At 42.8% G+C, this 22,113-nt stretch carries 14 protein-coding genes and 1 tRNA gene; 4 read left to right on the top strand and 11 right to left on the bottom strand.

Features of this window, described 5'->3' with window-relative positions:
- Positions 1-65: 65 nt before the first annotated feature.
- The 4 genes from U5907_07050 to U5907_07065 form a co-directional block, all read right to left on the bottom strand.
- Positions 66-155: transfer RNA gene (locus tag U5907_07050), tRNA-Ser, on the bottom strand.
- Between the two features lie 91 nt (positions 156-246).
- Positions 247-1,212 (bottom strand): flotillin-like protein FloA, encoded by a 966-nt coding sequence (gene floA, locus U5907_07055; GenBank protein ID WRQ32336.1) that lies wholly within the window; start codon positions 1,210-1,212, stop codon positions 247-249.
- A gap of 12 nt (positions 1,213-1,224) precedes the next feature.
- Positions 1,225-1,692 (bottom strand): NfeD family protein, encoded by a 468-nt coding sequence (locus U5907_07060; GenBank protein ID WRQ32337.1) that lies wholly within the window; start codon positions 1,690-1,692, stop codon positions 1,225-1,227.
- A gap of 1 nt (position 1,693) precedes the next feature.
- Positions 1,694-3,547, bottom strand: a complete 1,854-nt coding sequence (locus U5907_07065; protein ID WRQ32338.1) for a hypothetical protein — start codon at positions 3,545-3,547, stop codon at positions 1,694-1,696.
- Positions 3,548-3,663: 116 nt separating this feature from the next.
- Here U5907_07065 and secDF point away from each other — a divergent pair, with 116 nt between their 5' ends.
- On the top strand, positions 3,664-6,723 hold the full coding sequence (secDF, locus tag U5907_07070; protein ID WRQ32339.1) for a protein translocase subunit SecDF: 3,060 nt from the start codon (positions 3,664-3,666) through the stop codon (positions 6,721-6,723).
- Positions 6,724-6,860: 137 nt separating this feature from the next.
- Positions 6,861-8,240: a tryptophanase gene (locus U5907_07075; GenBank protein WRQ32340.1), complete on the top strand. Its 1,380-nt coding sequence runs from the start codon at positions 6,861-6,863 to the stop codon at positions 8,238-8,240.
- 1 nt (position 8,241) lies between these two features.
- On the opposite strand, the gene U5907_07080 is transcribed toward U5907_07075, so the two are convergent.
- From U5907_07080 to rnr, 6 genes are all read right to left on the bottom strand, one after another.
- On the bottom strand, positions 8,242-9,459 hold the full coding sequence (locus tag U5907_07080) for an ABC transporter permease (GenBank protein ID WRQ32341.1): 1,218 nt from the start codon (positions 9,457-9,459) through the stop codon (positions 8,242-8,244).
- Positions 9,460-9,461: 2 nt separating this feature from the next.
- Entirely contained in the window at positions 9,462-10,631 is a 1,170-nt protein-coding gene (locus U5907_07085) for an ABC transporter permease (GenBank protein WRQ32342.1), read from the bottom strand.
- A gap of 2 nt (positions 10,632-10,633) precedes the next feature.
- Positions 10,634-11,632, bottom strand: a complete 999-nt coding sequence (locus U5907_07090) for an efflux RND transporter periplasmic adaptor subunit (protein WRQ32343.1) — start codon at positions 11,630-11,632, stop codon at positions 10,634-10,636.
- A gap of 3 nt (positions 11,633-11,635) precedes the next feature.
- Positions 11,636-13,123 (bottom strand): TolC family protein, encoded by a 1,488-nt coding sequence (locus U5907_07095; protein WRQ32344.1) that lies wholly within the window; start codon positions 13,121-13,123, stop codon positions 11,636-11,638.
- Between the two features lie 94 nt (positions 13,124-13,217).
- Positions 13,218-13,661, bottom strand: a complete 444-nt coding sequence (locus tag U5907_07100) for a MarR family transcriptional regulator (GenBank protein WRQ32345.1) — start codon at positions 13,659-13,661, stop codon at positions 13,218-13,220.
- Between the two features lie 59 nt (positions 13,662-13,720).
- Positions 13,721-15,784, bottom strand: a complete 2,064-nt coding sequence (rnr, locus tag U5907_07105; GenBank protein WRQ32346.1) for a ribonuclease R — start codon at positions 15,782-15,784, stop codon at positions 13,721-13,723.
- A 72-nt stretch (positions 15,785-15,856) separates the two neighbouring features.
- Here rnr and gpmI point away from each other — a divergent pair, with 72 nt between their 5' ends.
- Together gpmI and dnaE are read left to right on the top strand one after the other, a co-directional pair.
- The gene (gene gpmI / locus U5907_07110) at positions 15,857-17,374 is read left to right on the top strand and encodes a 2,3-bisphosphoglycerate-independent phosphoglycerate mutase (protein ID WRQ32347.1); all 1,518 of its coding nucleotides are present in this window, start codon (positions 15,857-15,859) and stop codon (positions 17,372-17,374) included.
- 107 nt (positions 17,375-17,481) lie between these two features.
- Entirely contained in the window at positions 17,482-21,066 is a 3,585-nt protein-coding gene (dnaE, locus tag U5907_07115; protein WRQ32348.1) for a DNA polymerase III subunit alpha, read from the top strand.
- Here the strand turns inward: dnaE and U5907_07120 are convergent.
- Positions 21,040-22,065, bottom strand: coding sequence for a thiamine-phosphate kinase (locus U5907_07120; GenBank protein ID WRQ32349.1), 1,026 nt, complete (start codon positions 22,063-22,065; stop codon positions 21,040-21,042). The genes dnaE and U5907_07120 overlap by 27 nt on opposite strands.
- Positions 22,066-22,113: the final 48 nt, after the last annotated feature.

Genomic DNA, 22,113 nt, shown 5'->3' on the forward strand with positions numbered 1-22,113 from the left:
TCTGAGCTCGCTCAAGCGGTCTTTATTTTTTGCTTTACCCCCTTGGGGTTGGCTTTTATTGTTTTTGGCGGTGAGGGGGGGATTCGAACCCCCGGAACCCTTACGAGTTCGGCAGTTTAGCAAACTGCTGGTTTCAGCCACTCACCCACCTCACCAAAACCCTGCGGGGTTGGCCGCAGGGAGTGCAAAGATACAAATTCTTTTGAATCTGCAAATATTCTGAGCAGTGTTCGTTACTGCTGGGCCTTACTTCTGTGGTTTGGCGATGTTCTCGCGCATTTCTGTGTCGGCCTGAATGTTGCGGAATTTATAGTAGTCCATAATGCCCATGTTGCCGGAGCGGAAGGCTTCTGCCATTGCAAGTGGAATCTGAGCTTCGGCTTCGATTACTTTGGCGCGGGCCTCCTGGGCTTTGGCTTTCATCTCTTGCTCAAGGGCTACAGCCATGGCGCGTTTCTCTTCTGCACGGGCCTGGGCGATGTTCTTGTCGGCATTTGCCTGATCCATCTGAAGGACGGCACCGATGTTTCTTCCGATGTCAATGTCGGCGATGTCAATTGAGAGAATCTCAAAGGCAGTACCGGCATCCAGACCCTTTTCAAGAACCACTCTTGAAATAGAGTCAGGGTTTTCCATAACTGATTTATGAGACTCTGCTGAGCCGATGCTAGAAACGATACCTTCGCCTACCCGGGCAAGAACTGTCTCTTCGCCAGCTCCTCCCACGAGTTGTTTGATGTTTGCTCTAACGGTAACGCGGGCTTTTGCTATGAGCTGGATACCGTCTTTTGCCACTGCTGTAACCGGAGGGGTGTTAATTACCTTAGGATTAACGGACATCTGAACGGCTTCGAATACGTCGCGGCCTGCTAGGTCAATGGCGGCTGCCATTTTGAAGTTGAGAGGGATGTTTGCTTTATCGGCCGATATAAGTGCGTTAACTACATTAGGAACATTTCCCTTTGCCAGGAAGTGTGCCTCCAGCTCGTTAGCGTCTAATTCAAGTCCGGCTTTGGTACCTGTGATCATAGCCATCACTATGGTTCCAGGAGGAACCTTTCTCCAGCGCATCAGGACTAATTGCAGAAGTGAAATTCTTACTCCTGAAATGAGTGCCTGAAACCACAGGGTGATTGGGAAGAACCACAGAAGGATTGTAAGTCCTACCAGGGATATACCTATCCACACCAAATAGATTGTAATTTCTGTCATGTTTATTAAGTTTTATTGAATTGATTTTCTTACAATTATCTTGCCATCATCTGTAGAGATCACCTCAATGGGAGATCCTGATGAAATTATTCCCTCCCTGGATACTACCTCAACATCCTCTCCTGAAATTCTTGCTTTGCCGGATGGTGCAAGTCTGCTGGTTGTTATCCCAACAGAGCCGGGAGTAATCCCCTTCTCTTCCGGATTAGTGTCAACCCTGGAGGAGATTTTCTCTTTAAGAGTTGCTCTCTTCCATGTTTTAGAGCGCAAAATAAGCCAGGTGGAGATTGATGTTGCAAGAATTATTGCGGCGAGTACAATTAGTCCGGTAGTTGTGTCGAACATTGTAAATCCCAGTACAGCTGCTCCGGCCAGCGCCAGAAGACCCAGTATACCTGCTACCCCAAAACCAGGAATAATAAGAACCTCAATTGCGAGGAGTATTAATCCTATTATTATCAGAGTAATTATTAGCGACATTTTATTTAGGTTTAATTATATCTTCAACAGTAACTCCGGTAGTTCCGGCTGTTATTAATGCTCTTTCAATATCTGATGCCTCTGTTTTATTGCTGAATGGGCCGATGTAATATTCGGTCTCTCCTGTAGCAGAAAGTCTCTTAGCAATATCTTTCTCTGTTAATGCTCTTATAGTAGCGAGCACAGATGCCGGCAACTCATCCGGATATCCGGAAATCTTGATTTGATATGTTGTGGTTTCAGAAATCTTCCCCTCTTCAAGTCTGGCGTTTTTTACATTAATGGATTTTCCGTTATCATATGCGACTATTATCGCATTTCTGAATCCTCTGCCTTTAACCTGTCCAAGAGCGGAAGATGCCTCTGCGTATCTGTTAAAATGTCCGGCTGTGTACAGCCATTTTCCTGTTGCCGTTTTGGTTTCAAATACCGGTGATATGCCTTTGAAAACCTTTTTATCAGCTTTATTAACCGCAACTGCCAGTTGTATTCTGTATGCAAGCCCGTTTTCTGGTGCCTCTTCATAAATTGTGCTCTGCTCTTCAATCCTGAAAGTATAGTCAGCAGGCTCCTCCGGAAAAAAGAGCTTAGAGACAACAATCTTTCCCGGGTTAGATTTTTCTATAATAAACTCATCATAAGAGGGAGTTTGTTTCTCTGCATCAGGAACGGGAATGGTCTCCCTCGGGATTAAAACACCTTTATTTAGAAACTCAATCTCCTTTTCCTGTACTGCTTTCCCGGCTATTCTGAGTTTGTCCCTCATTTCAGAGACATAGATCTCTCCGGAAGTGATCTCTCGCTCAAGTGAGCTTCTGTCTTCAGTATTTGACAGAAGAGAGAAACGGCTCCTCAGGAGATCTAAATTTTTAATAGTGGAGTCAATTTGCATCTGAATCTTTCTCACCTCTCTGACCAAAGAGGGGTAGTCTCCAGAATCCGGAACATTTTCCGGCTCTCTCTCTTCCTGAATCTCTTTATTGTCCTGCGGAAGCAGTAAAGAGATTTTTAAAGCCTCCTGAGGATCTTCAATGGCCGCCTTAACCGGGTTTACTTCAAAGGCAAGTCTGTATATTCTAACGCTGTCAGAAGAGAAGATACTTCTATTTGATACCAGATAGGAGTGAGACCTCTCTGTGTCATTTATAAACAGATAGTCATCGGCAGGGGAAGAATAGGGAAAGCCGAGGTTTTGAGGGACTCCCCATTCGCCTGTTACTTCGTCCAGCTGGCATACATAAAGGTCAAAACCACCCATACCATATTGTCCGTTTGAGGCAAAATAGAGCTCTTTTCCATCTGCTGATATAACTGGAAGAATCTCATCTCCGGCAGAGTTGATAAGATTTCCAAGTGGTTCAGGGGCGTGCCACAAAGTGTCGTTTATCTTTGTTGACTTATATAAATCCAGGTGTCCCTCTTTATGTAAAGCCGAGAAATATATTGTGCTTTCAGAGTCATTTGTATAAACAAAATTCAGAGGAGTCTTTCCATTATTTGATGAACCTAAAATTGAGGGCAGCGGTGCCCAGAAGTGGTCACCCTGGTCAGGAATAAAGAGTATAAAATCCTTTTTGGATACATCATGGTGTCCCTGATAAACAGGCTTTGCCGCATACTCAAGCATTCCGGCCCCGTTTTCGCTTCTGGCAATCTGAATTGTTAAAGTGTTGATGAAATTCGGATCATTTGTGCTGTTAAGGAGGGTTTTGTAAATCTTTGAGGCCTCCTCAAAATTGTAACTCCTTCTTAGCTTCTCAGCTCTCTCGTATTCTGGGTTGGTTGTCTGTCCCTGTAAGCATGTATAGCTACTTGCCAGCATGCAGATGGTAAGCAGGAAGTGAGACTTATTCATAGTGAATCAATAAATAGTGAACAACAAAATTACGAAATTCTTCATATATTGTGAAAAAATACTACTTTTGTAGGCTAATTTTAGAAGGATTATATTAAATTAAAAACAGATATTCCATGCAAAGTAAAGGTGCCATTAAATTAGTGGCAATTTTGATCGCCCTGGCTTGTATTTATCAGCTGTCATTTACATGGGCAACACGGAACCAGGAAAAAAAGGCAAAAGTCTATGCAGTGGCTGCCGTAGAGGCAGAGAGGGTTTCTCCTGCATTTGCTCTGGTTTCTGAATTGGAGAAGCCATTTTACCTGGATTCACTTCGTCTTGCAAAAGAGAGGTTCTACCTGGACTCAATCACTGCAGAGAAGGTCTTCCTCGGCTTTACTTACAAACAGATAAAGGAGAAGGAGATTAACCTGGGTCTTGACTTGAGAGGTGGTATGAATGTTATGCTTGAGGTAAAAGTTTACGATCTTGTAAACGCTCTTTCCAATTACAACAACAACCCTCTTTTTGTTCAGGCAATGGGGCAGGCACAGGCAAATATGGCCAGTTCCCGTACTGATTTCATAACTCTTTTTGCAGAGGAGTGGGATAAGGTTGCTCCCGGTCAGAGATTATCTCAGATATTTGGAACATATGAGATGAGAGACAGAATTAAGCCTGAGACTTCAAACTCAGATGTAATTACTGTTATCAGGGAGGAGGCAGAGAGTGCTATTTCTAACTCTTTTAATGTTCTTAGAAATCGTATTGACAGATTTGGCGTAACTCAGCCAAACATTCAGAAACTTGGAAATTCAGGAAGGATTCTTGTTGAGTTGCCTGGTGTAAAGGACCCTGAGCGTGTAAGAAAACTTCTTCAGGGAACTGCATCACTTGAGTTCTGGGAAACTTACGAAAATAAGGAGATTTATCAGTACCTCGCAGAGGCTGATAACTCTATAAAAAATATGCTTGCAGATGTAGAGGCAGTAACTCCGGTTCAGGAGGACACTACTGCTGTTGCAGCAGAGGTCAGTGATTCAGCCAAAGTTGCTCAGGAGCTTATTGCAGGGATAACTACTGATTCTCTTTCAATGGATGAGGCTGCGGTTGCAAAACAAAATCCGCTCTTCTTCCTTTTGAATCCAAATGTGTCACAAGGACAGCTTCTTCCGGGAGCTTGTATTGGCCGTGCGCACTACAGGGATACTGCAAAAATAGGTACCTGGCTTAGGTTACCTCAAATACAGGCAATCTTCCCAGCAGATTTGAGACCAATGTGGTCTGTGAAGCCTATTGATGCTTCAAATACGATCTTTGAACTGGTTGCAATCAAGGCAAACACCAGAGACGGAAGGGCTCCTCTTGACGGAGGCGTGGTAACAGACGCCCGCCGCTCATTCGGCAATAACAGTGCCGTACCGGAAGTCAGCATGGCTATGAATGCAGAGGGTGCAAGAATATGGGCAACTATGACTGCTAACAACATTGGCCGTCAGATTGCGATTGTTCTTGATGGAATGGTTTACTCTTATCCGGTTGTAAACGGAGAGATACCTGGTGGACAGTCGAGCATAAGCGGACACTTTACCATAGAGGAGGCAGATGACCTTGCAAATGTTTTAAAATCAGGTAAACTTCCTGCTCCGGCAAAGATTGTACAGGATACAGTTGTTGGACCATCACTGGGTAGCGAATCTATTAATGCCGGTCTAATTTCATTTGTGATAGCCTTTTTACTTGTGCTTGTCTATATGATTCTCTTCTATAACGGAGCGGGTCTGGTTGCAAACATTGCACTTTTATCAAACGTTCTGTTCCTGTTTGGGGCCTTAACTTCATTCGGGGCAGTTCTGACACTTCCGGGTATAGCAGGTATCGTGCTAACCCTGGGTATGGCAGTGGATGCAAACGTTATTATATATGAGCGTATAAAAGAGGAGCTGAGGGCCGGAAAGGGTCTCGGTTTAGCTATTACTGATGGTTATAAAAATGCATACTCTGCGATTATTGACGGTAACCTGACAACAATTATTACAGGTATAGTGCTTGCAGTGTTTGGTTCCGGTCCGGTTCAGGGTTTTGCAACAACATTGGTAATAGGTATTATAACTTCTCTAATAACTTCAATATTTGTTTCCAGACTAATTTTTGACTGGAGACTTAAGAGGAAGAAGAATATCACATTTGATAACAAGTACACAAGGAATTTCCTTCAGAATACAACATTTGATTTTGTTGCCATGAGGAAATATGCGTACATATTCTCAATATCTGTTACTGTAATTGGTTTAGCATTTATCTTCACAAAGGGCTTTAGCTACGGGGTGGATTTTACAGGTGGTCGTACATATGTTGTAAGATTTGACCAGGAGGTTTCTACAGAAAATGTGAGATCAGCTGTCCTTGCTGAGTTTGAGGAGGGTATAGAGGTTAAACAGTTTGGTGGAGCAAACCAAATGAAGGTAACCACCAAATATATGATTGACAGTGATGATGCTGAGACTGATAAAATAGTTGACGGTAAATTGTACAATGCATTAAATGTGCTCTATGCAAACGGAATTACCTACGAAGAGTTCACCTCAACAACAGACAATCCAAATGGTATTATTCAGTCAGAGAAGGTAGGTCCTACCATTGCAGATGATATAAAGAGAGATGCTGTTATTGCAATTGTCTTTGCACTCTTTGCAATCTTCCTGTATATTGCTGCCAGATTCCGTAACTGGAGCTGGGGAACCGGTGGTGTTGTAGCTTTATTGCACGACGCAATTTTCACAATGAGCTTCTTCTCAATATTTACAGGTATCCTTCCATTCAGTCTTGATGTTGACCAGACATTTATTGCTGCAATACTTACAATTATTGGTTACTCTATCAATGATACTGTGGTTATATTTGACAGAATCCGCGAGTACAAAACTCTATATCCAAAAAGAGATCTTAAGTCAAATATAAATGAGGCGCTTAATAGCACTTTAGCAAGAACAATTAATACGGGAGGAACCACCCTGGTTGTTATGCTGGCTATTGCAATATTTGGCGGAGAGGTAATCAGAGGATTCTCTGTTGCTCTTATCATAGGTATTGTTATCGGTACTTACTCATCAATTTTTGTGGGTACTCCAATTGTTTACGATATCGTGAGCAAGAGAGAGGAGAAAGCAAAGGCAAAAGAGTTAAGGAAATAGTATTCTTACATAATATTTTAAGCCGGCAGGAGAGACCCTGCCGGCTTATTTTTTGTTAATTATTTATTTGGTTTTACACCATTTTATTACAAACTTTGTACAATTCATTAAACATTTATAACAAAATCAGCAATATTATGGAACTTCCATTTGCAGAATCCTACAAGATAAAGATGGTTGAAACCATCAGAAAAAGTTCAAGAGCGGAGAGAGAGGAGTGGATGAGGGATGCTAATTACAATCTTTTTAATCTTAAAAGTGACTATGTCTTTATAGATCTGCTTACTGACTCTGGTACAGGGGCAATGAGCGATAAACAGTGGTCTGCAATGATGGAGGGTGATGAAAGTTATGCAGGGGCTCGTTCATATTTTAATTTAAAGGAGAGTATTAACGCTATTACCGGTTTTCCGTACTTCCTCCCTACTCACCAGGGAAGAGCGGCTGAAAATGTCCTTTTCTCATCAATAATTAAGGCTGATGATATTCTTCCCGGGAATTCACACTTTGATACAACAAAGGGCCACATTGAGTTTAGAAAGGCCCATGCTATTGATTGCACAATTGATCAGGCAAAAGATACAACACTGGAGATCCCGTTTAAGGGCAATATGGATTTGAATAAGCTTGAAGAGGTTCTTAAAAAGTATCCAAAAGAAAAAATACCATGTATTGTCTTAACAATTACTAACAATACAGCGGGAGGTCAGCCTGTCTCTATGGAGAATATTAAAGGGACAGCTGCTTTGGCAAAGAAATATGGGGTTAAACTGTTGTTTGACTCTGCCCGGTTTGCAGAGAATGCATATTTTATTAAAACTCGTGAAAGAGGATACCAGGACAAAAGTATAAAAGAGATCTGCAATGAGATGTTCAGTTATGCAGACTTTATGACAATGTCATCAAAAAAGGATGCAATTGTTAACATGGGTGGTTTCGTAGCCTTCAGGTCAGAGGAGGATTGGAAAGCTTGTCAGATGTATACAATAATGTATGAGGGATTCATAACATATGGAGGAATGTCCGGCAGAGATATGAATGCCCTTGCTCAGGGTTTAAAGGAGGGGACAGATTTTGAGTATCTGGAGACAAGAATTAAACAGGTTGAGTACCTGGGGAAGAAGCTTGATGAATATGGGATTCCATATCAAAGACCAGCAGGTGGTCATGCTATTTTTGTGGATGCAAAAAGAGTTCTCACTAATGTTCCAAAGGAGGAGTTTATTGCGCAGACATTAGGTATTGAACTCTATCTGGAAGCAGGTATAAGAGGAGTTGAGATAGGAGCTTTGCTTGCAGACAGAGATCCTGAGACTCGTCAAAACAGATACCCTGAACTGGAGTTGCTTAGACTTGCAATTCCAAGAAGAGTATACACTAATAATCATATGGATTATATTGCCGCTGCCCTTAAAAATGTTTTTGATCGTCGTGAAAACATAACAAGAGGTTACTTAATCAAGAAGGAGCTTCCTATAATGAGGCATTTTACCATAGAACTTGAGCCGGCAAAATAGCTTATTGCTGAATTTGCCTACTCTCTCTCTTTACAACTAAGTGAAGAGATATGCTTGCTGCAATAAAGTAAAAACCGGCCAGTAACCAAAGTGTAATATATTCAAATCTTACCTGTGAAAGCGTCGCCCCAGCAGAGTTGATTTTTATGTATCCCTGTACTCCGTGAGTAGATGGGAAGAGGTATGATATCAATCTCCAAACCTCAGGCATGTTCTGTCTGGGCCATGAAAAGCCCGAGAGAAAGAGCAGGATTAGTGTGAAAAAGAGGAATGCTATAAGGCCAGTCTCCCTGTTCTTTACAAATACCGAGACAGTCATTGAGAAGAAGATCGCAGCCAGCAGGAAGGGTATCATAAAGCTGAATAGCGTTCCAATCTCACCTATATGCGGGAGGTTAAAGAATTTGGGGATAAATCCTACTATGTATGCTGTAATTGGAATGTAAAGCAGAAAGTATGCAATTGCCTTTCCAATAACAACCCTGTAGATTCCCCTGCCGTGAAGGTGTTCAGGAATACTTGAATGGGTTCTGCTCTCTTCCCTCGCTGTACCTGCCAGCATTCCAATCCCAAAAAACAGGGTCTGGTGAATGATGAGAATGAGCAAAGCAGGGAGCAGAAAACTTGCGAATCCCCCTCCCGGATTGTAAAATCCCACATCATTTCCCGGAATGGCCTCAACAAGCTGTTCGGCCTGCTCTCCCCCAATTCCTGCCGCATTATAGCGTTTAATCTGAATTGAGCGAAGCTGGTCAAGCATTGTGTAGTTTGTTGCCATCATAAGCCCTTTGTAGTAAAGGAAACTGCTCATATCATTGTAGATTGAGATGGTCGCCTGCTCCATACGGGCCAGCTTCAGGTGGTAATCTGATGGTATGTAAACAATGCCGTGCACCTCTCCATCTGTAAAGAGTGCCTTTGCCTCCTCAAGGCTGAGACATCTGTTGCTGATTTTCACCTCCTGAGCTGCATTGAATTTCCTGAGAAACTCCCTGCTCTCCGGTGAATGTGAATGGTCAACCACAGCAACTGGGATTTCATAAAGTGCTTCGTTTTTGTAAATCCCGTTGTATAGAATTGGATAGGCAATCCCTGCCACAAAAAAGATGAGCATTACCCCGCGGTCCCTGAAAATGTGCCTGAGCTCATTTGTGGCAACCCACCAGAGGTCCCTGAGTCCAACACTCAAATATGTTAAAAATCCGGTTACTTTTTTCATCTCTATTTAATGGGATAATTCTGGTTTATGAGTGCATTCTTAAGTCGTTTTGAAATGATGAGGGGCAGTGCAAGGAATATAAACATGGCCGCAACGCTCAGCGCCGAGTTTACAAATGGTGCACCAAGAAGTGCCTCGTTTACATAGATGTGGAAGTAGTGCCTTATTGGAAAGAGCACGCTTGCACCCTGCGTCAGCGGTGGCATTGCCTCTATCGGGAAGGTAAAGCCTGCGTAGGTAAATGAAAGAATTCCGTAAAGAGCTGCAAAGCTGATTGCATCCCGCAGAACGGGGAAGAGCCCAATCATGAGGATTCCGATTGCCTGATGCGCAAGAACAAAGAGAACCGTTGAGGCAGAGAACCTAAGTAGTGACCCTTGCATTGGGAATCCTGCAAATTTGTAGAGTAGCACATTTCCCGCAATACCAAGGATTATGAACATCACTGAATAGGGGAGAAGTTTGCCTGTAAGAGCTACAGCCAGCGAACCCCCGGATTCGCTCATCCACTCACGGGAGCTTTTTGTCTTGAGTTCAACACCAATGCAATATACAGTCATTAGCAGAATAACAAGCTGCAGCACTCCCGGCATAAGGACGGTTATAAGATAAACTCCGTAGTTTGCCCATGGGTTTCCTATCTGATGGGTGTCAATTAATATGGGCTGAATCTTTCCCATAATTGCCTCATCGTTCATCCCCTTTGCCCTCAGTACCTCCCGCTGATATGCAGATGAGGCAAGTGTGCTCATTGTGAGCATATCCTTGTAGCTGAGAGTACCTGCAATGAGGTATGCGTTGTTTACATAGAAGGAGATCTCCGGCCGCTTTCCGGAGAGCAGATTACCGTAAAACCCGGCAGGGATATCTATGAATCCGTAAATCTCTCCCCTCTGCATAAGATCCCTTGCCTCTGCAAAGTTTGCACAGCCGGTAACTACCTCGGTCATGGGTGTTGAGTTAAGCTCTCTTGCAAGCCTTCTGGATATTGCAGAGTTGTCTCTGTCTACCACAGCCACGGGGAGCCGTTCCGGAAGACCCTCGTTAATGAGAGTCAGAAAGAAGAGATAGCCAAAGGCAACAACAAATACCGTCGAGAAGAGGTAGATGGGTCTGCCAAACATCATCCTCAACTCTCTTTTAAGAACATTTCCGATTTTAGTCAGAATCATCTTCAGTTAGCTTCAGTTTTAATTATCACGCTCATTCCGGGGCGCATTCCCTTAATTGCATTGAGAGGTACAGCCTTAACCTCAAAGCTCTTTGCATCAAACCCGCCGCTCACCTTGGTAGACCTCCATGTTGCATAGGATGCCATTGCCTTCATGTAGGTAACCTTTGCCTCAAACTCCTCTTCGCCCAGAGCCGGAATCCTCACCTTTACAACAGTGCCGGTGGTCATGCCTCTGAGCAGATCTTCACGAACACTGAATGTGAACCACATATTGGAAAGGTCTGTAATACTCATAACAGGTGCGCCTGTACCCACAAGGTCACCCTCCTCCGGAAAGATCTCGCTAACCTCGCCCGAAGCCGGAGCAATTAAGCAAGTTTCGTCAAGGTAGGATTCGACCTCCCTCACAGCTCCGTTTGCCCTGCTGACAAGAGCCAGTGCAGCTTCGCGGTCCTCCTTCTCGGCTCCGTTCATTGCCATCTCGTACTGAGATTTTGCCGCCTTTGCAGTTGCCACAGCCGCTCTGTGCTGAGCCTCGGCCTCGTCACGCTTCTGAGCAGGGATCACTCCTTTGTCAAAGAGTCTCTGCACCCTTTCGTAGGATTTGGAGGCGATATCGGCCCCAACCTCTGCCTTTTGCCATAGCTCAAATGCTCCCATTATCTGCTCCGGCCTGGCACCCTTGATTGCCTTGCGGTTCTGTGCCTGTGCCGCATCTCTTGCAGCTTTGGCCTGGTCCAGCTTTGCATTGAGTTCAGGGCTAAAGATGAGTGCCAGGGTGTCGCCCTTCTCTACAGAAGAGCCCTCTTCTGCAAGAATCTCACTGATTCTTCCGGGGATCTTTCCCGAAACTCGGTACTCTTTTGCCTCAACCTCTCCCTGAATAATAAGGGGTTCGGGCTTTGCCGCGTAGAGGCCAATAAGTGATACAATTACAATTACGCCAAGCAATCCTGCAAGCCCGGCCAAAAGGTTGTTCCTGTTTTTTCTGGTTTCCATATATTAATTTTGATTTTTCTGTGATATACCAAGTGCCTCTTTCAGATATGACCTGCACATCATAATGTCAATCTGTGCATCAATCTCTTCTGATTTTGCCAGCAGCCAGCCGTTGTGTGCCTCCAGCAGATCTGTGCTTCCGGCAACACCTGCCTCAAATGCCTCCCTTGCAAAACGGAGGTTCTCCCCGGCCTTATCCACAGAGGATTCGGCAATAGCGAGCCTTTTAACAGATTCGGCCATCCTGAACTTTGCCTGATTAATCTGAAGGCCGATTTTCTCTTTCGCCTCCTCTCTCTGCAGCTGAATTATCTTATGCTGACTCTGTGCCGCCTTTAGCGTATGGATCTTCTCCCCAAAGTGAAAAAGCGGAATGTTTATCCCTACTCCGAATGAGTACATTCCCCCGAAGGTATAGCTTACACCGTTGTTGAAGTTGGGGTTTGAAATGATGTAGTTTCCGTTGAGAATCACATTGGGAAGGAACCTTGACTCCATAATCTTTATGTTTGATTTGGCTATCTTCTCTGCCTCGCCCAGAGCCTTTATCTCTGCACGGTTTTCGATAAACTGCTCCGTTGTGCCTTCTGCTGCCGGTGTTATGGCAGTGGCTACAGGCTTGTCAGGGAATATATATTCTGCGGCAGGGTCCAGACCGCAAATCTGAAGCAGGGCCATCTTTGAAAGAGCAAGCCCGTTCTCTGCTCTTGCCTGCATCATCTTTGCCTCATTAAGCTTCACATTCACCTTAAGGATATCCCCCTTTGTGGCTACCCCCTCGTCTGCCATAATTGAAACATTCTTTACGATTGACTCTATCAGCCTAAGGTATTCTGAGGCGAGTGAAGCCTTGGAGTATAGGGATACAACTCTCCAGTATGCCTCGTCTGTCTTCTGTAAAAGATCCTCTTCTGCCTTTTCTGACTGTATACCTGCAAGCCTTTCGCTGCTTTTTGCAATCTTGTAGAGCTCACGGATTTTCCCTCCCAGGTATACCGGCTGAACAAATCCGGCAATGCCCGCAAAGATGTTTCTGGACTCCATCTCCATTGCCTCTTTTGGAAGCAGAGCGTAGTCTTTCCACTGAATTTTCTCCGGATTTACCTTTGGATCAAATGGCTTCCCGTCTGAATCGAGCGGTGCGTAAACACCCGGAGCAACCTGTGCCCATTTGTTGTTAATCTGATCCTGACGGAAACCGAACGAGCCGTCAGCCATTTTGGTACCAACAGGGAGCAGTGCATCCTCTCCCAGGAGCGAGATGTTTTTCTGATTGTGCAGATAGGTTCCGTTAAAGGAGAACCTTGGGAGAAATTGTGTGAAGGCCGCCTTGCGCATCTCTGAGGCGATTATCTCCTTCTCTTTGCCACTCTGCAAAGATCTGTTGTTCTCCAGTGCAAGTCTCCTGCAGTCGTTAAGTGTGAGTGCACTTTGTCCCGCCAAAGGGAACAGGGTCAAAATGCATAACAGAGATAGAACTAATTGTTTCATTTATAAATCTTTGATATTTGTTGTATGTTTAATAGTTGAATATGCAACTAAAATGATAGAAGGAGAGTAACTTTTATTTATAAATTTCAGATAGCTAGATAATGTTGTTAAGAAGTTTGACAATAACTTCTTTGGCATCAATTAATTCTTTAGAGGATATTCCAGAAACTGCTTGATCAAATGACTCTTTTACAATTTTCATAGCATGGTTCTCCATCTCTCTTCCCTTATCAGTAAGGTGGATTTTGTTAATTCTTCTGTCTGCAGGGTCAGAGTGTCTTTCCACAAGACGATTTTTTGAGAGAGTATCCAGTAATCGGGTGATGCTGGTTTTGTCTTTAGAAGTTTGATCGCTTAGTGATTGCTGAGTTTGACCGTCTTTGTTCCAGAGACACATAAGAACCAGCCACTGCTCTGTTGTGATTGCAAGGCCTGCAGTACGAAACTTCCTGTTAAGATGTCGGTTCAGAGAAGCAGAAAGCTGTCCGCTTAACACAGACAGTAGTTCATTAGTCTTAACAAAATCTATTAGTTGCATATACAATGGTTGTTTGTTCAACGGCCCAAAAGTATACACTTTTTTCTAAACAGATATAATTATTTCTGTTTTTTTTGTCTTGGGGATTTTGTCAATTTTGAAGGCTTTGACTGACTGCTTTTTCCTTTTATAACAATTTTTGAATCTGCGTTACTAGCATCAGATTCCCAAACAAGAGAAAAATCAAGTTGTTTCTGCTCAAGGTTTGCCTTTTCTACTTTAATTTTGACTGCATCTCCCAAAATAAAGCGCTTTCCGCTTCTTTTTGCGTAAAGAGACATTGACTCTTCCATAAATTGAAGGTAGTCCTCTTTTATATCTCTCAGAGCAACAAGCCCCTCTACTTTTGTCTCGTCAATTTCAACAAACATCCCCCATTCAGTAATTCCGGATATGCTTCCTCCAAATGTCATCCCAACCTTGTCCTGCATAAACTCAACCATCTTATATTTTATGCTGGCTCTCTCTGCGTCTGTTGCAAGTTGTTCTCTTTCGCTTGAGTATTTGCAGCGCTCTTCAAAATATTGTTTATCCTGAGATTTTCCTTTATCAAGGTATAGTGCAAGGAGTCTGTGAACCATCATATCAGGATATCTTCTGATAGGAGATGTGAAGTGTGTATAATAGTCAAAAGCAAGACCGTAATGACCCATATTATCCGTTGAATATCTTGCCCTGGCCATGGATCGTAATGCCATAATCTCAATAGCTCCTGCTTCAGGTTTTTCCTTAACAGATGTAAGCAATTTATTAAGTTCTGACGATAATTCGCGGGCATTTTTGGTTGGGCTCATCTCGTAACCAAAATGTTTCACGAATGTACGAAAAAGCGTTATCTTCTCCATGTTAGGCTCTTCGTGGATTCTGTATACAAAAGTCTTTGCCTGTTTCCCTTTTGCCCCAATGAAGTATGCAACCTCTCTGTTTGCAAGAAGCATAAACTCTTCAATAAGCCAGTTAGAGTCCATTGATATCTTCTGGTACACTCTTACGGGCTTTCCATTGCTGTCAACTTCAACTTTCATTTCCGGTCTTTCAAAGCTTATTGCACCGGAGCGGAACCTCTCCTCTCTCAGGAGATATGCAAGAGAGTGAAGTTTAAGCATCTCATCTTTCAAAGGTCCTGTCTTTGTCTCAATAATTTGTTGAGCCTCTTCGTAGCTGAATCTGTAATCGGATTCAATAATGGTTCTACCAAACCACCTGTTGGCAACTTTCCCTTTTTCTGTTATTTCAAAAACTGCAGAGAAGCATAGTTTCTCTTCATTTGGTCTTAATGAGCAAAGTTTGTTAGAAAGCTTTTCTGGTAACATTGGAACTGTTCTGTCCACAAGGTAAACAGATGTTGCCCTCTCGAGAGCCTCTTTGTCAACAAGAGATCCGGGTCTTACATAATGTGTGACATCTGCAATGTGTACTCCTACTTCCCAGTTTCCCTCCGGAAGCTTTCTGATTGAGAGTGCGTCATCAAAATCTTTGGCATCAGCCGGGTCAATAGTAAAGGTAGTTACTCCTCTGAAATCTTTTCTGGCTTTAATCTCTTTCTGGTCAATCCTGTCATCAATTTTATCGGCCTCTTTTTCTACAGAGGGGTCAAATTTAAAAGGCAGACCATATTCTGTGAGAATTGCGTGCATCTCAGTGTTGTTCTCTCCGGGAACACCCAGTACATCAATAATATGCCCAATTGGTTCATCTGAGCTTCTTGGCCACTCATCAACCATTACTGCGACTTTTTTACCGTGCTGGTCTGAACTGTATCCCCCTTTAAGGATTCTGATATCGTGAGGCATAAATTTGTTTTCGCAAATTACCCAGGCCTCTTCTCCAACTATCTGTAATATTCCAATAAACGGCCTTTTTGTTCTTTCAATTATCTCAGTAATCTCTCCCTCTTTCCTTCTGGTGCCGCTTTTCTTTGTTACAATTGATACTCTGACGATATCTCCATGCAAAGCTCCTCGCATTCTTGAAGCCGGAATAAATACATCATCTTCAATACCATCACGGATGATAAATGCATACCCCTCCCGGGTCATGCTTACTTTGCCAGTGGTCTCTTCCCTTCTGCCACGACTTTTATCTCCGCGAGGCTGGCGAGATGAATTTTTCTTTTTATGCATAATTTGTAATTTTGCCCGATTTTTGCAGTATGATACTGCTTCAGTGATTTGACAACAAAATTAATCAATAAAATGAATAAGAAGGTACTTTTGATGATTCTTGACGGTTGGGGAGAGGGGAAGCGAGACAATACGAATGTAATTTACACCCAGGGTGAACCAAATATTGATAAACTCAGAGCCAAATATCCAACCTCATTTTTATCAGCCAGCGGAGAGGATGTCGGTCTTCCTGAAGGTCAAATGGGTAACTCTGAAGTAGGTCACCTGAATATTGGTGCCGGCAGAGTTGTTTACCAGGATCTGGTAAAGATAAATAAAGCTTGCAGAGAGGGTAAGCTACTTGATAACTCGCAGATCAAAGCTGCTTATGATTATGTAAAGAGCTCCGGAAAATCTCTTCACTTTATGGGGCTAATGAGTGATGGCGGGGTACACAGCTCAATGGAGCATCTTTTTGCATTTCTTACTTTAGCTAAAGAGCAAGGTATAGAGAGTATTTTTGTTCACGCATTTATGGATGGAAGAGATACTGATCCTAAGAGCGGTAAGGGATACATTGAACAACTTCAGAACCACCTTGTAAAAACCGGAGGTAAGATAGCCTCAATAGTTGGAAGGTACTACGCAATGGACAGAGACAAAAGGTGGGAGAGGGTAAAACTTGCCTACGACTTGCTGGTTAGAGGAGAGGGGGAGCCATTCACGGATGGGGTAGCAGCAATGCAGATGAGATATGACAGTGATATTACAGATGAGTTTATAACTCCGCTGGTTGCTGTTGATGTAAATGGAAATCCCGTAGGAACAATCAAAGAGGGTGATGCTGTAATTTTCTTTAATTTCAGAAATGACAGGGCAAGAGAGATTACTCAAGTCCTCACGCAGTCAGATATGCCTGAGCTTGATATGAAGGTTTTACCTCTTTACTATTGTACTCTTACTCCTTATGATGATAAATTTAAGGGTCTTCACATACTTTATGATAAGGAGAATGTTCAGAGAACACTGGGCGAGGTTGTCTCAAGGGCAGGTAAGAGCCAGCTCAGGATTGCCGAGACAGAAAAGTATGCACATGTTACATTTTTCTTCTCCGGAGGCAGGGAGGCAACTTTTGAGAATGAGAACAGGATACTGATAAGCTCTCCAAAAGTTCCCACATATGACCTAAAACCAGAGATGAGTGCTTTTGAAATAAAAGATGCACTTGTAAAGGAGCTGGAAAAGGGGACAAATGACCTGATAATACTAAACTTTGCCAATGGGGATATGGTAGGTCATACAGGAGTTTATGATGCTATAAGAAAAGCAGTGGAGACAGTAGATAAGTGTGCCGGCGAGGTTGTTGAGGTTGCAAAGGCAAATGGATACTCAGTCTTGGTAACTGCAGATCACGGAAACGCAGATAATGCGGTTAATCCGGATGGCTCTCCAAATACAGCCCACTCGCTTAATCCTGTACCATTTATAGTTGTTGATGATGATATTAAGCAAGTTGAAAATGGTATTCTTGCAGATATTGCTCCAACAATTCTAAAAATGATGGGAGTGGAGACACCTCCTGAAATGACCGGCAGGTCTTTGGTATAGAAAAAATCGATAATCCATAGGCTATAATTTACGGGGCCGGCGAAAAATCGTCGGCCCTAATTTTCTATCTTTATGGCTCAAAAAAATAACTCTGAAAAATTCTGGAAATGCCCTTTGTTCATCTTCACGTTCATACTCAGTATTCTATTCTGGATGGTGCTGCATCTATAAAAAACCTCTTTAAAAAAGCAGCTCAGGACAACCAGATTGCACTAGCTATTACAGATCACGGAAATATGTTTGGGGTAAAGGAGTTTCTGGATACTGCAGATAAAACCTCATCTGTAAAACCCATTGTTGGAAGTGAGTTTTATGTCTCTAAAGGGAGCCGGTTTGACAAAAGGGGCAGAGAGGATCAAAGCAGCTATCATCTTGTACTCCTTGCAAAGAACCTGCAGGGCTACAAAAACCTGATTAAACTCTCTTCATACGCATTTATTGAGGGCACTTATTATAAACCAAGAATTGACAGAGAGCTTATTGAGAAGTATCATGAGAACCTCATCTGTACCTCAGCTTGTCTTGCCGGAGAGGTCTCAAGGGCTATAATGGCAGGAAATATTGAAGAAGCAGAGAACACTGTCAAGTGGTATAAAAATCTGTTTGGAGAAGATTATTATCTGGAGCTTCAGAGGCATCAGACAGATGTTGAGGGTGCTGATAAATCCACTTTTGAACTTCAGGAGCGTGTAAACAAAGTTATCCTTCAGCTTGCTGAAAAGCTTAAGGTTAAAGTTGTTGCAACTAATGATGTCCATTTTGTTGCTCAGGAGGACAGAGAGGCCCATGACAGGCTTATTTGTCTTACAACAAATTCAGATTACTCAAGTCCGGACCGTCTCAGGTATACTAAACAGGAGTATCTTAAATCACAGGAGGAGATGGAGGCAATTTTTGCCGATGTCCCTCAAGCTCTGGAGAGTACAGTAGAGATAGCAAATAAAGTAGAGAGGTTTAAAATAGATTCAGACCCTATTATGCCTCACTTTCCAATACCGGATACTTTTTCAGATTCTGACGAATATCTCAGGCATTTAACCTATGAAGGTGCAAAAATAAGATATGGAGAGCTTGGACCTGAGCATACAGAGAGGATAGATTTTGAACTTGGGACCATAAAAAAAATGGGATATCCAGACTATTTTCTTATAGTTCAGGATTTTATTGCAGCAGCAAGAGATATGAGTGTTTGGGTGGGGCCCGGTAGGGGTTCTGCGGCAGGTTCGGTTGTGGCTTACTGCTTGAAAATTACAGATATAGACCCTCTGAAGTATGATCTCCTCTTTGAGCGTTTCCTCAATCCGGACAGGATATCAATGCCGGATATTGATATCGATTTTGATGATGACGGACGCTCAAAGGTTCTTAAATATGTTGAGGATAAATACGGGAAGGATCATGTCTCACATGTTATAACTTTTGGTACAATGGCAGCCAAAAGTGCTATTAGGGATATTGCCAGAATTCAGAATCTGCCTCTCTCTGAGTCAGACAGGCTTGCTAAACTTGTTCCCAATAAGTTCCCCGCAGACAGTTCGGGAAAGGCTCCTGAAGTTAATCTGGAAAATTGCAGAAGGCTTGTTCCTGAAATTAAGGAGGCATTTGAATCTGCGGATCCTCTGGTAAGGGATACTATGGAATTTGCAGGTAAGCTGGAGGGTAATGTAAGGAATACGGGAGTACACGCCTGCGCAATTATAATAGGGAGAGATGATTTAAGAGAATTTATTCCGATTGGTATTGCAAAAGATAAAGATACCGGAGAGGATATCTGGGTTTCGCAATATGATGGTTCTCAGATTGAGAAGGTTGGAATGCTCAAGATGGACTTTCTAGGTTTAAAAACCCTCTCTATCCTGAAGGAGGCTGTAGAAAACATAAGAAAATCCAGAGGGGTTGTGGTTGACATCAACTCAATCCCTATTGATGACAAGGAGACATTTGAGCTGTTCAGCAGGGGAGATAGTATTGCAACTTTTCAGTTTGAGAGTGACGGAATGAGGAAATGGCTGAGAGAGCTAAAGCCTACAAGATTTGAGGATCTTATAGCAATGAATGCTTTATACAGACCAGGTCCTATGGACTACATCCCGGATTTTGTTGACAGAAAGAGGGGGCTGAAGCAGATTGAGTATGACCTGCCGGAGATGAAGGAGATACTTGAGGATACATACGGAATTACCGTATATCAGGAGCAGGTGATGCTTCTCTCCCAAAAAGTGGCCGGATTTTCAAAAGGGGAGGCCGATGGACTCAGAAAGGCTATGGGTAAGAAGATTAAGTCTATGATGGATAGCCTTAAGGAGCAATTCATTAAAGGAGGAACCGGTAATGGCCATACCATAGAGATTCTGGAAAAAATTTGGAAAGACTGGGAGGCCTTTGCTCAATATGCATTTAACAAATCTCACTCAACCTGTTATGCCTGGATTGGATATCAGACTGCATATCTCAAGGCTCATTACCCTGCCGAATTTATGGCAGCTACCCTGAGCAGGAACCTGGACAATATGGATGAGATAACAAAGTATATGGATGAGTGCAAAAGAATGGGAATCTCTGTCCTTGGCCCGGATGTAAACGAGAGTGATTACAAGTTTACTGTAAACAGAAAGGGAAATATAAGGTTTGGTATGGCCGGTATTAAGGGAGTAGGACTTGGAGCTGTAGAAAATATTGTTTCAACAAGAGATACAGGCGGCCCTTTTGAATCAATTTTTGATTTTGTAGAGAGGGTAAACCCATCCGTGGTAGGAAAAAAGACAATAGAGTCTTTGATTTATGCAGGTGCATTCGACTATTTTGAGCCCGTTAAAAGAGAGCAGTATCTTGCACCCGGTACAAGGGATGAGCCTTTTGTCGAGATACTATACAAATATGGTCAGCGATTCCATAATGACACCATTGCTTTGGGGAATTCCCTGTTTGGAACTCACGAAAGCATTAAGCCGGTAAGACCGGAGATTCCTGTTGCAATGGAGGTGGACAAAATGGAGCTGCTAAAAAGGGAGAGGGAACTTGTAGGGATGTTTCTTTCAGCTCACCCTTTAGATCAATACAGGTTTGAGATAAAAACATTCACTTCAAATACAATAGGAGAGGCAGCTGAACTGGCATCGCAGGCTCTTCAGGATTCAAGCCTCAGAGGGAAGGAGATGATAATTGCCGGAATGGTTACCAATTCAAAGAGCTCTGTTACTAAGACAGGGAGACCTTTTGTCTCATTTTCCGTAGAGGATTTTAATGGGACTATTCAATTTTCGCTTTTTGGAAAAGATTACGAAAATTTTATGAAGTACACCCATCCCGGAACCCCTTTGCTGATTAAGGTTGCAATTCTTCAGAAATATGGTTTCCAGAATAATGGGGATGATTCTGCTAAACAGGTTGACTGCGAATTAAAGGTGAGGAGTATGAGACTTCTCTCAAATACACGAGAGGATTTTATTAAAAGCATAACTCTTTCATTGCCAGTCTCTATGATTACAAAAAATCTCAGAAGAGATTTGACAAATATTTTCAAGGAGAATAAGGGTTCAACAAGAGTCGTCGTTAAAATTCTGGATTACGAAACCCAGATCTCTGTTGAATTTGTCTCGATAAAATACTCGGTAGCATTAACAGATGTTTTGTTAAACTATCTGGAAGCAAACGGAATTGAATGGTCAATCACCCCAACCCTGAGCTTTTAGTGGAATTGGACTACCATCCGGAGTAATAAGCATTGCTCCGCTGCCTGAATTTGTTAAATGACCTATAATATCCAGGGCAGGAATCTCCTTGCTCAAGGTTTCGTATAGCTTCAATGGTATAACATAAAGTAGAAGCATATCGTCACCGCCATTAAGTGCGGCTGTGGTTGCATCCATCCCTATTTCATCGGCCATACTGAATGTTTGTGTAGCAATAGGAATTTTATCAAGATAAATATGGGCCCCAAGATTGTTCCGGTGGCAAATCCTTTTAACTGCATCTGAGAGACCTTTAGTTAAAAACTCTCCGTCCGATGCAATTAATCCATTGTTTTTAAGTGTTTCAGATAAGGTTGTATCGAGATCCGGTGAGAGGTATCTTTTAAGGATGAATTTATAGTCTCCCAGTTTTGGCTGAACATCCGGATTCCCTTCGTAGACTCTCTTCTCCCTCTCCAGAACCTGAAGCCCCATAAATGCAGCTCCGGGAGATCCTGATATACAGATAAGATCACCGGAAGCAGGAGTGTTGCGTTGAACAAAGATCTCCTTATGTTGTTTTCCAATGGATGAAAGCGAAATTGTGAGACCTGTGAGAGATGGCAAAAGATCGAGAGCTGTTGATTCAATGTTATGCTCTTTCATAGCAGCCCTCATACCATCCCAGAGCTCCTCAACATCCTCGGCGAAAAAACGGGCGGATAGGCCGATTCTTACTGATATGGAGAGGGGAGAATGAAGCTGAGCATATATGGGGCCGAGGGCTGAGATTACAGATTTGTAGCCCAGATGTCTGAGAGGATGATAGACAAGATCAAAATCAGTCCCCTCAAGCAGTAATGAGTGAGAGGTCATAAAGTTGCCACCTGAGCTTTCGTAGCTGAAGAGGTTTTCATTCAGAGTATTGCCCTCACCTGAAAGGAGTCTCTCTAAAAGTTTGATTTTGCCGATACTCTCTATTGGAGTCCTTTGGGGTTGATTATTTTCTTTAGAGGTCATAAGGAGATATTTGTATGCAAAAATAGTTTAAATGATATAACTTTGCGC

Source organism: Bacteroidales bacterium MB20-C3-3 (genome assembly GCA_035609245.1).
Lineage (GTDB): Bacteria > Bacteroidota > Bacteroidia > Bacteroidales > UBA932 > Bact-08.

What these genes read in the sequence shown, in the direction of transcription:
- U5907_07060 (WRQ32337.1), bottom strand. Translation starts at nt 1,692, where the DNA reads ATGTCGCTAATAATTACTCTGATAATAATAGGATTAATACTCCTCGCA.
- U5907_07065 (WRQ32338.1), bottom strand. Translation starts at nt 3,547, where the DNA reads ATGAATAAGTCTCACTTCCTGCTTACCATCTGCATGCTGGCAAGTAGC.
- U5907_07095 (WRQ32344.1), bottom strand. Translation starts at nt 13,123, where the DNA reads ATGAAACAATTAGTTCTATCTCTGTTATGCATTTTGACCCTGTTCCCT.
- dnaE (WRQ32348.1), top strand. Translation starts at nt 17,482, where the DNA reads ATGCCCTTTGTTCATCTTCACGTTCATACTCAGTATTCTATTCTGGAT.
- secDF (WRQ32339.1), top strand. Translation starts at nt 3,664, where the DNA reads ATGCAAAGTAAAGGTGCCATTAAATTAGTGGCAATTTTGATCGCCCTG.
- floA (WRQ32336.1), bottom strand. Translation starts at nt 1,212, where the DNA reads ATGACAGAAATTACAATCTATTTGGTGTGGATAGGTATATCCCTGGTA.
- U5907_07100 (WRQ32345.1), bottom strand. Translation starts at nt 13,661, where the DNA reads ATGCAACTAATAGATTTTGTTAAGACTAATGAACTACTGTCTGTGTTA.
- rnr (WRQ32346.1), bottom strand. Translation starts at nt 15,784, where the DNA reads ATGCATAAAAAGAAAAATTCATCTCGCCAGCCTCGCGGAGATAAAAGT.
- U5907_07085 (WRQ32342.1), bottom strand. Translation starts at nt 10,631, where the DNA reads ATGATTCTGACTAAAATCGGAAATGTTCTTAAAAGAGAGTTGAGGATG.
- U5907_07120 (WRQ32349.1), bottom strand. Translation starts at nt 22,065, where the DNA reads ATGACCTCTAAAGAAAATAATCAACCCCAAAGGACTCCAATAGAGAGT.
- gpmI (WRQ32347.1), top strand. Translation starts at nt 15,857, where the DNA reads ATGAATAAGAAGGTACTTTTGATGATTCTTGACGGTTGGGGAGAGGGG.
- U5907_07075 (WRQ32340.1), top strand. Translation starts at nt 6,861, where the DNA reads ATGGAACTTCCATTTGCAGAATCCTACAAGATAAAGATGGTTGAAACC.
- U5907_07080 (WRQ32341.1), bottom strand. Translation starts at nt 9,459, where the DNA reads ATGAAAAAAGTAACCGGATTTTTAACATATTTGAGTGTTGGACTCAGG.
- U5907_07090 (WRQ32343.1), bottom strand. Translation starts at nt 11,632, where the DNA reads ATGGAAACCAGAAAAAACAGGAACAACCTTTTGGCCGGGCTTGCAGGA.